The organism is Amycolatopsis sp. Hca4, from assembly GCF_013364075.1.
In the GTDB taxonomy this organism is placed as follows: Bacteria; Actinomycetota; Actinomycetes; order Mycobacteriales; family Pseudonocardiaceae; genus Amycolatopsis.
Genome location: NZ_CP054925.1, coordinates 9664225 through 9674539, shown reverse-complemented (window position 1 = coordinate 9674539; position 10315 = coordinate 9664225). Strand labels below are relative to the sequence as shown.

Annotated in this window: 12 protein-coding genes; 10 read left to right on the top strand and 2 right to left on the bottom strand. The window is 72.7% G+C overall.

From position 1 onward, the window contains the following. The first annotated feature begins 29 nt into the window (after positions 1-29). Genes HUT10_RS43960 through HUT10_RS43940 form a run of 7 tightly spaced genes read left to right on the top strand, consistent with a single transcriptional unit; the run spans position 30 to position 4111 of the window. A complete protein-coding gene (locus tag HUT10_RS43960) occupies positions 30-872 on the top strand; it encodes a 3-hydroxyacyl-CoA dehydrogenase family protein (protein WP_176176623.1) in 843 nt (280 codons plus the stop codon). A gap of 27 nt (positions 873-899) precedes the next feature. Then, the gene (locus HUT10_RS43955) at positions 900-1151 is read left to right on the top strand and encodes an acyl carrier protein (RefSeq protein ID WP_003066161.1); all 252 of its coding nucleotides are present in this window, start codon (positions 900-902) and stop codon (positions 1149-1151) included. Between the two features lie 3 nt (positions 1152-1154). Continuing rightward, positions 1155-2294, top strand: a complete 1140-nt coding sequence (locus HUT10_RS43950; RefSeq protein ID WP_176176622.1) for an acyl-CoA dehydrogenase family protein — start codon at positions 1155-1157, stop codon at positions 2292-2294. After that, positions 2291-2695, top strand: a complete 405-nt coding sequence (locus HUT10_RS51510; RefSeq protein WP_254897283.1) for an HAD-IIIC family phosphatase — start codon at positions 2291-2293, stop codon at positions 2693-2695. The genes HUT10_RS43950 and HUT10_RS51510 overlap by 4 nt, the downstream gene beginning before the upstream one ends. Continuing rightward, positions 2671-3237: a hypothetical protein gene (locus tag HUT10_RS51505; RefSeq protein WP_254897282.1), complete on the top strand. Its 567-nt coding sequence runs from the start codon at positions 2671-2673 to the stop codon at positions 3235-3237. Before HUT10_RS51510 ends, HUT10_RS51505 begins: the two co-directional genes overlap by 25 nt. Then, positions 3237-3365, top strand: a complete 129-nt coding sequence (locus HUT10_RS51955; RefSeq protein WP_303247008.1) for a hypothetical protein — start codon at positions 3237-3239, stop codon at positions 3363-3365. Before HUT10_RS51505 ends, HUT10_RS51955 begins: the two co-directional genes overlap by 1 nt. After that, positions 3362-4111, top strand: coding sequence for a thioesterase II family protein (locus tag HUT10_RS43940; RefSeq protein WP_176176621.1), 750 nt, complete (start codon positions 3362-3364; stop codon positions 4109-4111). The genes HUT10_RS51955 and HUT10_RS43940 overlap by 4 nt, the downstream gene beginning before the upstream one ends. A 125-nt stretch (positions 4112-4236) precedes the next feature. Here HUT10_RS43940 and HUT10_RS43935 read toward each other — a convergent pair whose 3' ends face one another. Continuing rightward, a complete protein-coding gene (locus HUT10_RS43935; protein WP_176176620.1) occupies positions 4237-4794 on the bottom strand; it encodes a hypothetical protein in 558 nt (185 codons plus the stop codon). A 195-nt stretch (positions 4795-4989) separates the two neighbouring features. Here HUT10_RS43935 and HUT10_RS43930 point away from each other — a divergent pair, with 195 nt between their 5' ends. Genes HUT10_RS43930 through HUT10_RS43920 form a run of 3 tightly spaced genes read left to right on the top strand, consistent with a single transcriptional unit; the run spans position 4990 to position 7120 of the window. After that, positions 4990-5403 carry a helix-turn-helix domain-containing protein gene (locus tag HUT10_RS43930; protein ID WP_176176619.1) on the top strand — a complete coding sequence of 138 codons (414 nt, stop codon included), beginning with the start codon at positions 4990-4992 and terminating at the stop codon, positions 5401-5403. Further along, entirely contained in the window at positions 5400-5960 is a 561-nt protein-coding gene (locus tag HUT10_RS43925) for an ImmA/IrrE family metallo-endopeptidase (RefSeq protein WP_176176618.1), read from the top strand. The genes HUT10_RS43930 and HUT10_RS43925 overlap by 4 nt, the downstream gene beginning before the upstream one ends. Next, a complete protein-coding gene (locus tag HUT10_RS43920; protein ID WP_176176617.1) occupies positions 5957-7120 on the top strand; it encodes an MAB_1171c family putative transporter in 1164 nt (387 codons plus the stop codon). The genes HUT10_RS43925 and HUT10_RS43920 overlap by 4 nt, the downstream gene beginning before the upstream one ends. A gap of 184 nt (positions 7121-7304) precedes the next feature. Here the strand turns inward: HUT10_RS43920 and HUT10_RS50155 are convergent, their stop codons facing one another. After that, positions 7305-10292, bottom strand: coding sequence for a polyketide synthase (locus tag HUT10_RS50155; RefSeq protein ID WP_217709693.1), 2988 nt, complete (start codon positions 10290-10292; stop codon positions 7305-7307). Positions 10293-10315: the final 23 nt, after the last annotated feature.

Sequence of the window (10315 nt, the reverse complement as noted above, 5' to 3'; positions counted from 1 at the left end):
AGAAGTCCTTCCACAGAAAGGGAACAGTCATGGCAGTCACGGGAGTGGTGGGCGCCGGCGTCATGGGCATCGGCGTCGCCCAGGACTTCGCCGCCGCCGGCCACGAAGTCGTCCTGGTCGACAAGGACGAGCGGATCCTCGAAGAGGCCCGCGCCGCGATCACGCGCAACTGCCGGCTCAGCCGGCTGATGGGCGGCCCCGCACTCGACGCGGACGAGATCCTCGCCCGGATCACCACCGCGGTCGGCCTGGCCGCACTGGACAAGACCGAGATCCTCGTCGAGAACGTCACCGAGGACTGGGACATCAAAGCCGCGGTGCACGCCGAGCTCGACGAGGTCTGCGGCCCGGACACGGTGATCATCGCCAACACCTCGGCCGTGCCGATCACCCGGATCGCCTCGGTCGGCAAGAACCCGGGCCGGGTCATCGGCGTCCACTTCATGAACCCGGTGCCGCAGAAGCCGGTCGTCGAGCTGATCCCCGGCTTCCACACCACGCCGGAGACCATCCTGCGCACCCGCGAGCTGCTCACCAGCATCGGCAAGCGCTGGGTCGACGTGAAGGACGCGTCGGGCTTCGTGTCCAACCGCGTGCTCATGCTGACCGTCAACGAGGCCGCCTACCTGGTGCACGAGGGCGTCGCCACCGCCGAATCCGTCGACGAGGTGTTCCGCGGCTGCTTCGGCCACCCGATGGGCCCGCTGGAGACCGCCGACCTGATCGGCGTCGACACGATCCTCTACAGCGTCGAGGTGCTCTACGAGCACTACGCCGACTCCAAGTACCGCCCCTGCCCGCTGCTCAAGCAGATGACCGACGCCGGCCTGCACGGCCGCAAGTCCGGCCGCGGCTTCTACACCTACAGCTGATCCCCCACCCCAGAAGGAGAAATGACCATGTCCGAGACCACCGGCGACATCCTCGCCTTCATCACCGGCCGCTTCCCGCAGGCCGAGATCACCGCCACCGAGGACATCTTCTCGCTCGGCTACATCAACTCCCTGTTCGCCATGGAGCTGGTGATGCACCTGGAGAAGACCTTCGCCGTCACCATCCCCAACGAGGAACTGCGGATCGACAACTTCCGCACCGCGGCGGCGATGACCGAGCTGGTCGGCCGCCTGCGCCCGGCCGCGACGGTGGGCTGACCCGTGACGGAGGTACTCACCGCGGTCCGCGCGCCCGGCCGCGAGGCCGCACGGGCCTTCGTGGACGAGCACATCGTCCCCTTCGCCGACGCGTGGGACAAAGCCGGGCGCATCCCCGAGGACCTGCTGGACAAGATCGCCGAGGCCGGGCTGTGGGCACCGTTCCTGCCGCCCGCGCTCGGCGGCTCCGGCACCGACATGGTCACCCTCGGCGAGATCCACGAGGAGGTCGGCCGCGGCTGCTCGTCGGTCCGCAGCCTGCTGACCGTGCACACCATGCTCTCCTGGGCGTTGCTGCGCTTCGGCACCGAGGCGCAGCAACACCGGTGGGGCCCGGAACTGACGAGCGGACGCGTCCTGGGCGCGTTCTGCCTGTCCGAGCCGGGCGCGGGCAGCGACACGGCCGCGATCACCACCACGGCCACTCCGGAAGGTGACGGCTGGCGGCTCGACGGCCTCAAGAAGTGGACCACCAACGGGCAGCGCGCGGACCTGTTCCTGGTCTTCGCGAAGGGCCCGGCCAGCACGATCGCACTGCTCGTCCCGCGCGACACCCCCGGCGTCACGGTCACCCCGATCGACGACATCCTCGGGACGCGCTCGTCGATGCTGGCGTCCATCTCCTTCGACGGCGTCCGGCTCGGCGCCGACGCGCTGCTCGGGCCGAGCGGCTTCGCCTCCGGCATGGTCCTCACCGGCACGCTCGACCTCGGCCGCTACAGCGTCGCGGCCGGGTCGGTGGGCATCATCCAGGCGTGCGCCGACGCGTGCGCGGACTACACGAGCAAGCGGACCGTCGGCGGGCAGCCGCTGAAGGACCTGCCGCTGATCCAGGCGAAGCTGTCGGACATGGTCACCGACGTCCGCGCGGCCCGGCTGCTGCTGGCCGAGGCCGGCCGGCTCAAGGACCGCGGCGACTCGGCCACGATCATGGCCACCTGGGTGGCGAAGTACTTCGCCTCGGTCGCGGCCGCCAAGCACGCGTCGGAAGCCGTGCAGGTGCACGGCGCCAACGGCTGCAGCGGGGACTACCCCGTGGCCCGGTTCTACCGGGACTCGAAGGTCATGGAGATCATCGAGGGCAGCACCGAGATCCAGCGGATGACCATCGCCGCCGAGGCCTACCGGAAGCAGGTACCGTGACCAGTCTCCTTTCCCCCGTCCCCGCTCAGGCTCCGGCGAAGCCCGTGCAGGGCAAGATCAAGTGCGTGGTGTGGGACCTCGACAACACCGTCTGGGACGGGGTTCTGCTCGAGGACGGCGACGTCCAGCTGCGCCCGTGGGTCGTCGAGCACGTCAAGCGGCTCGACGCGATGGGCGTGCTGCACTCGGTCGCCAGCAAGAACGACCACGAAACCGCGATGGCGAAGCTGCGCGAGTTCGGGCTGGACGAGTACTTCCTGTTCCCGCGCATCTCGTGGAACGCGAAGTCGGTGTCGATCGGGCAGATCGCCCGGAAGCTCACCCTCGGCTGGACGCGTTCGCGTTCGTCGACGACCAGGAGTTCGAGCGGGCCGAGGTGGCGTTCGCGCTGCCGCAGGTGACCACTGTGGACATCCTGGAGGCCGACGAGGTGTTGCGGCGCACGGAGTTCGCGCCCCGGTTCGTCACCGACGAGTCGGCGCAGCGGCGCGGGATGTACTTCAGCCAGCTCGCCCGCGACGACGTCGAGGCGGACTTCGCCGGCACCGGCGAGGACTTCCTGGCCAGCCTGGACCTGCGGTTCACCATCGCGCCGGCCAAGCGGGAGGACCTGCAGCGGGCGGAGGAGCTGACGGTCCGGACCAACCAGCTCAACTCGACCGGGCGCACGTACTCCTACGACGAGCTGGACGCGTTGCGCTCGTCTTCCGAGCACGTGCTGCTCGTCGCGTCGCTGACCGACAAGTTCGGCTCCTACGGCAAGATCGGCCTGGCGCTGCTGGAGAAGGGCACGCCGGACTGGCGGCTGAACATGATGCTGATGTCGTGCCGGGTGATGTCCCGCGGGGTCGGCACGGTCCTGCTCGGGCACGTGATGGGCCTGGCCCGGGCGGCGGCGCAGGGCTGCGCGCGGACTTCGTCGAGACCGGCCGCAACCGGATGATGCAGATCACCTACGCGTTCAGCGGGTTCCGCGAGGTGTCGCGGGACGGCGCCCACGTGGTGCTCGCGGCGGACCTGTCCGAGATCCAGGAGCCGCCGGCGTACGTGACGCTCGAGGTGGAGTCGTGACGACGGCGGTGGCGAGCCGCTGGCTGCCGTTCCCCGCGACCGCGGGGAACGTGCGGCTGTACTGCCTCCCCCACGCGGGCGGCTCGGCCTCGGCGTTCCGCGCGTGGATCGGCAGGCTGCCCGGGGTGACGGTGTGTCCGGTCCAGCCGCCGGGCCGCGAGACGCGCCAGAAGGACGAACCGCACACGGCGATGTCTTCGTACGTCGCCGATCTGGCGGACTTCGTGCTGTCTTCCGGCGATGCGCCGTACGCGGTCTACGGCCACAGCCTGGGTGCGCTGGTCGGGTTCGAGCTGGTGCGGGAGATCTCCCGCCGCGGCGCTCCCCTGCCGGTGCACCTGGTGGTCTCGGGCTGCCCGGCCCCGCAGTGGCCGACCTTCGACGACCCGATCGTGGCGGGCATGGGCGACGCGGAGATCGTGTCGCTGCTGCGCACGCTGGGCGGAACGCCGGAGGTGTTCCTCAACGACCCCCGCGTGCTCCGGCTCATCCTGCCGCCGATCCGGGCGGACCTGACGGTGAAGAACACGTACTCCTACGTTCCCGGCCCGCCGCTGGAGGTGCCGGTGACGGCGCTGGCGGGCACCTCGGACGTCCGCGCGAGCGTGGAGTCGGTGCTGGCCTGGCGGGACCAGACGGTCCGGCCGTTCCGCGGCCACGTGCTGGCGGGCGGGCACTTCGCGGTGCTGGAGCAGGAGGACGTCACCCTGGCCCACCTGGCCGCCGCCCTCCGCCCTTGGTCCTGAAGCTGCGCCCACGTGTGGGACATCGCGAATCGGGGTACTGACCCCCTGGAAACGTGGTGGGTCCGCCGCCAATACCCCTGGCGGCGGGCCCATCACCCATCCCCCATCACCCTCGGCGGAGCCCGTCAGCAGGACCAGGCGTTGTCTTCCACCAGGTAGATCCGGAACCCCTCCCACCGGTCGGGTGCCGTGGCGCGGGCGCGGAGCGTTCCGTCGCCGCTGACGTCGGCCGAGACGTACCGGCCGTTCGCCGCGGACGTGATGTTGATGTCGCTGTTGTGGGCATCGACGTCTTGATAGGTGTAGATGTTGAACTTCTCCCACGCGTTCGGCCACTCGGCCCGGGCGTAGAGCGTTCCGTCTCCCCCCAGATCGGCGGAGACGTACCTCCCTTCCGAAGACTGCAGGGTGTAGTCGTAGCCGACGCCGCGCAGGACGAACCTTTCCCAGGCTCCCAGTCCGTTGTCGCCGTTGGTGCGGGCGCGCAACCGCCGGTTGTCGGCCCCGAGTTCGGCGGCGACCCAGTACGAGCTCGCCTTCGAGTTCAGGTACACCGTCCGGCAGTTCGACGCGGACGCGTACCACCGGGTGCCCTGGACCGCCGAGGCCGGCTGAGCGAACGACACCACGCCGAGTGCGCAGAGTGCCACCGCCGCGGCGATCCGCGATCTTTTCCGAGACATCGAAAATCCACTCCCATTCCGCTGGGTCATCGGGAAACTCGGGGCGCCGGACACGGCATGAAGAACGGACGTGCTCCCCCACACGTCCGTCGCCCCCCATCACGTCGCCGCCCCGGGACACCGGGGAGCGACGTCGGGAATACTAGGAGGAACCCGACAACAGCGTCAAGTAAAGTTTACTGAACAAGGTGGACGATGGCCGAACCCGACCCGCGCCGCACGCTCGACCAGGCGCTGACCAGTCTGATCGCCATGAAGGCGGCCCGCGACGGCGAGCACACCGTCACCGACCAGGCCATCGGCGAGCACATCGGGAAGTCGCGCACCACCGTGTGGAAACTGCGCACCGGCCAGGAGCGGAACCCCAAGATCGAGACGCTCGAAGCCCTCGCCCGGTTCTTCGGCGTGAAGGTGACCTACTTCCTCGACGACGGCAAGGCCGCGGTCGCCGACGAGCAGCTCGAGTCGCTGGCCGCCGCGCGCCGTCTCCAGGAAGCAGCCGAGCGGGGCGGCGTCACCGGCATCAACGCCCGTCTCGGCAGCCTTTCGCCGGAAAGCCTGCTCGCCGTGGCCCGGCTGATCGAGCAGCTGGACACGCCCGAACCATGACCGATCCCCTCCGCGACGCGGGGGCGAGCCTGTCGGCCCTCCGGCGCGCGATCGAGCGCGTCCTGGACGAGCTGGCCTGGCCGGTCCCGTTCGACCTCGATGCCCTGCTGGGGCAGATCGCGCTCCGGCGCGGCAAGCGCGTGGCGCTGCTCGCGACCGCGCTGCCACGGGACGGGGCGGGCGGGCTGGTCATCGAACGCGACCGCGACCTGGTGATCGTGGTCGACGAGACCCTGCCGCCCCTGCAACGGGAACACGTGATCCTGCACGAGGCGGCCCACGTCCTGTTCGGGCACCGCGGCACCTCGGTCGGGGACCTGACGGCGGACGAACTGACCGAACTGGACCCGGAAACGGTGCGGGACGCGCAGCGGTTCGCCCGGCGTGCCGGTTACCCGGCCCTCGAGGAGCGGGTGGCGGAGATCGCGGCAGCGCTGATGTCTTCGCGGGCCGGCGACGTCCGGCGCCGGGCCGTCCGGCCGGGCCGATCGGACGCCGTCGCCGAGGCGAACAAGCGGTTCGAAGCCGCGCTGCTCACCCGGGCGCCCCGCCGGTGATCCTCCTCGACAGCACCGTCCTCGCCGCGGCGGGCGCGACGGCCGCGTGGCTGCTGTTCCTGCGCGCCCTGCTGCGCAATCCCCGCAACGACGCGGTGCTGTGCGTGTGGCTCAGCGCGCTGTTCCTGGCGTTCGGCCTCTACCTCGGCCTGCTCGAATACGGCGCGGAAGCCACCCGCCCGCTCCCGCGGTGGGCCCGGGTCGCGGCGATCACCCAGCACGTCTGCACGCTCGTGGGGCTCTACGCCGGTTACTGCGCCTACGCGCACCTCGTGCACGAGCCGCGGGAAGCCGTGCGCCACCTCGTCCGGCAGGGCTGGGTGCTGGCGGTGACGGTCACGGTCATGCTGGTCCCGGCGGTGCTCGCCGGTCCCGGCGACTTCACCGCCGCGCACACGGGACACTACGGCGAAGGCCCGGTGGCCGGCAGCTACCTGGCGGTGTTCACGGTCTACGCCGGGATCGTCGCGGCCGCCCTGGCCCGGACGTCCTGGACGTGGGCGCGCCGGGTCGACGACCGCTGGATCCGCCGCGGACTGCTGGCCGGCACCGCGGGGTTGCTCACCGGCGTGCTCTACTTCCTGCTCCGCGCCGGGTACATCGTGCTCGCCGCCACCGGTCACCAGCCCGCGTCGAAGGAGGGTGCGCTGATCGGCCGGCTGCTCGCGGTCGCCGTCCCGCTGTCGGTGTTCGGGCTGACCGCGCCCGTTTGGGGACCGCGGCTGTCCCGGGTCAGGGCCTGGTGGTGGGCCTACCACGCCCACCGGCGCCTGCACCCGTTGTGGGCCGAGCTCACCGGCGCCTTCCCGCACGTCCGCCTGCCGCTGCCGGCTTCCCGGTGGTCGCCGCGGCACCGCCACCTGCGGCTGCACCTGCGGGTCATCCAGATCTGGGACGCCCGGCGCGCGCTGCTCGGCCACTGCCGGGCCGCCGACTACCAGCGCGCACTGAGCGAGTCGACGCTGACCGGCCGGCGCCGGGCGGCCCAGGCCGAAGCCGCGATGCTCGCCGCCGGCCTGCGCCGGTTGCGCGCCGGCCAGGCCCCCGGCGAGCCGGGCGAAACCCACGCCGAGCTGCACGCCGGGGAAGCCGACCTCCCGGCGGACGTGGCCTGGCTGGTCCAGGTCGCCGCGGCACTCCCCCGGCACCGGAAAGGCTGACCACCCCCGCCGCGGCCGCCCGGCTCAGGAACCCGGCTCGGCGATCCGGCCGGCGTGCAACCGGACCGTCGGCAACTCCACCACCACCGCGGTGGCCGGCAGGTTTTCAGTACGCCGCGATCCGGACCGGCCGCCCAGCGCGAAAAGTGCGCGAGCCCGCAATCCACAAACACCACCAACCGGCTCAGGAACCCAGCTCCGCAATCCGCGCCGCGAGCAACCGCACCGTCGGCAACTCCACCACCGCCGTGGCCGGCAGCTGCCAGTGCGCCGCGATCCGGACCGCCCCCGCCGAGCGGCCGCCCAGCTCGAAGAAGTTGTCGTCGGCGCCGATCTCCTCGAAACCCAGTGCCTCCGCCCAGCGGTCGGCCACTTCGCGCTCGAGACCCGGCTCCGGCTCCACGAACGTCGTGCCCAGCGACGGCCGGGCCCGGACCGCCGACGATGATCCGACCGCCTCCGCCGCCCGCACCGGACGGACCGGCGGCAGCCCGGACAGCACCACCTCGGTCAGGTGCTCCGCTGCCGCCACCGCGGCGATGACCTCCGGGCCCGGGTCCGATGTGGACACCACGGTCGTCCACCGCCCCCGCCCGGCCAGCCGGGCGACGCGGGCCTCCGCGGCCAGGACCCGACCGGCCGCGTCCGGCCGCACCAGCAGGATCCCCCGGCGGCCGCCCAGGTCGGGGACGTTGTGGTGGACTTCGGCCTCCGCGTGCCCCGCCAGCGCGCAGGGCTCGTGGTGCGGCCGCCACGCCTGGTCGCCCCGGACCGCCAGCGGTGTTCCGGCGTTCAGCACCGCCGCCAGGACCTGGTCCACGGCCGCCGCCGGGCCGATGTCGACATGTCGGGACGTCAGCACGGTCAGCGCCGCGTGGGACGGCGTGGTCAGGTCCGGACCGAGCACGCCGACCGCACCGGAGGTCAACGTCACCATGCCCGGCCACAGCTCGGCCGCCGCCTCGACGTCCCCGGGCGAGCCGCCCAGTGCGAAGCCGTGGACGACCGTGCGCGGGACGACGACCAGCGACTGCCGCAGCAACGGCAGGTCGCCCGGCCCGACGACGAAGTCGCCGGTGTCCAGGAACGCGAACCCGGCTCCCGGCCGCACGGTGGTCACTTCGCCCCCCGCCAGTGTGATGCGGGCCGCCAGCGCCTCGCCCACCGGATCGGCGGCGAACACCAGCCACGGCCCCGCCGCCCGCAGCCGGCGCTCCAGGCCGGCCACCGGCTGCGGGTCGGGCCGCCACGACGGCACGTACGCGTCCGGGCGGGCGAGCGCCACCGGATCGACCCAGAACCGCTTGCGCTGGAACGGGTACGGCGGCAGCTCCACCCGCCGCCCCTCGCCGCGGTGCAGGGCGGCCCAGTCCACAGTGGAACCGGCCAGCCACAGCCGGGCCACGACGGAAAGGACGCACGAACCGCCGTCGACGACCAGGGTGTCCGTGGCGCTCTCGTCCAGCCGGACGCCCAGCCGGGTCAGCCCGGCCGACAACGCCGACAGCGCCCCCTCGCGGGTGGCGGCCGACGCGGGCACTTCGGCCCCGGCCAGCAGGCGGTGCGCGGCGGAGGCCGTCGATGCCCAGTCTGAGCCGGTGCCCGCGACCAGGCGGAACCGCGGGTCACGGCGGCGGGTCTCGCCGTCGAGCCACCGGCCGGGGTCGGCGAGCGCGGCCAGCGCGTCGGCGTGGTCCTGGACCACGACCGCCCGGCGCAGCGCGAAGTGCCCGCGCGAAACCTGCAGCGTGAAACTGACGTCACCGAGGTCCAGCGCGGGATGAGCGGCCAGGTGAGCGCGCAGCCGCGAGGTCACCTCGTCCAGCGCGGCCGCGTCACCGGCGGAAAAGGTCAGGAGCCAGGGGCCACGCGAAGGCCGGGACGCCCGCACCGGCGGCTCCTCGAGGACCACGTGCGCGTTCGTCCCGCCGACCCCGAACGAGCTGACCCCCGCCCGCCGCGGGCGGGCGTCCGCCGGCCAGGGCGCGTCGGCGGGCAGCACGGTAAACCGGTCCCCGAGCGCGGGGTTGGGCGTGCGGAACCCGGCCGTGCCCGGCAGGACGCCGTCACGCAGGTTCAGCGCCGCCCGGATCAGCGACGTGACGCCGGAGGCGCGGTCGAGGTGCCCGATGCTGGGCTTGACCGAGCTGAGCACGCACGGCTCGGCCCGCCCGGGCCCGAACACCCGGTTCAGCGCGGCCAGCTCGATCGAGTCGCCCAGCGGGGTGCCGACGGCGTGGCACTCGACGTACCCCACCGTCTCCGGCTTCACCCCGGCCACGGCCAGCGCGGTGTCGACCACCGCGGCCTGCCCGGCGACGCCGGGAGCCGGGTAGCCGGCGCGGTCGCGGCCGTCGTTGTTGACCGCCGAGCCGAGGAGCACCGCGTGCACGACGTCGCCGTCGGCGAGGGCGTCCTCCAGGCGCTTCAGCGCGACGACCGCCGCGCCGGACCCCATCACGGTCCCGTTGGCGTCGGCGTCGAGGGCGCGCACCCGGCCGTCGGGCGAGAGGATGCTGCCCTCTTCGGCGAGGTGGCCGCCGGTCTGCGGCAGCGGCAGCGCCGCCCCGCCGGCCAGTGCCAGGTCGCATTCGTAGGTCAGCAGGCTCTGGCAGGCCAGGTGCACCGCGACCAGTGACGTCGAGCAGTACGTCTGCACGGTGATCGCCGGGCCGCGCAGGCCCAGCTTGTACGAGACGAGCGACGTCAGCGAGTCACGCTCCACCCCGGCCGACAGCAACGGCTTGCCGCCGGGCTCTTCGGCCAGGCCGTCGAGGTTGCGGGTCAGGTAGTCGGGGAACGCGCAGCCGGCGAACAGCCCGACCGGCAGGCCGGGATCGGTCGGCCGGTACCCGGCCCGCTCCAGCGCCTCCCACGAGCATTCGAGCAGCAGCCGGTGGTGCGGCTCCAGGGTTTCCGCCTCGCGCGGGCTCAGCCCGAAGGCGGCGGCGTCGAACGTCTCGACACCGCCCGCCACCGGCCCGCCGACGCGGACGTGGCCCGGGGTGGCCGGGTCCACCCCCGCGGCGGCGAGTTCGGCGTCGGTCAGTTCGCGCAGGCCGGGGACGCCGGCCGCGAGGTTGCGGCGCAGCTGCTCGACGTCGGCGGCGCCCGGGAAGCGCCCCGCCATCCCGACGAGCGCCACGGCCGATTCGGGTGCCGGTTCCGTCACGGCAGGTCCTTTCTCCGGTGGGG

Coding starts and splice junctions, on each gene's coding strand:
- HUT10_RS43930 (WP_176176619.1), top strand. CDS start 4,990: ATGGCCGAACCCGACCCGCGCCGCACGCTCGACCAGGCGCTGACCAGT.
- HUT10_RS43935 (WP_176176620.1), bottom strand. CDS start 4,794: ATGTCTCGGAAAAGATCGCGGATCGCCGCGGCGGTGGCACTCTGCGCA.
- HUT10_RS43955 (WP_003066161.1), top strand. CDS start 900: ATGTCCGAGACCACCGGCGACATCCTCGCCTTCATCACCGGCCGCTTC.
- HUT10_RS43960 (WP_176176623.1), top strand. CDS start 30: ATGGCAGTCACGGGAGTGGTGGGCGCCGGCGTCATGGGCATCGGCGTC.
- HUT10_RS51955 (WP_303247008.1), top strand. CDS start 3,237: ATGCAGATCACCTACGCGTTCAGCGGGTTCCGCGAGGTGTCGCGGGAC.
- HUT10_RS43925 (WP_176176618.1), top strand. CDS start 5,400: ATGACCGATCCCCTCCGCGACGCGGGGGCGAGCCTGTCGGCCCTCCGG.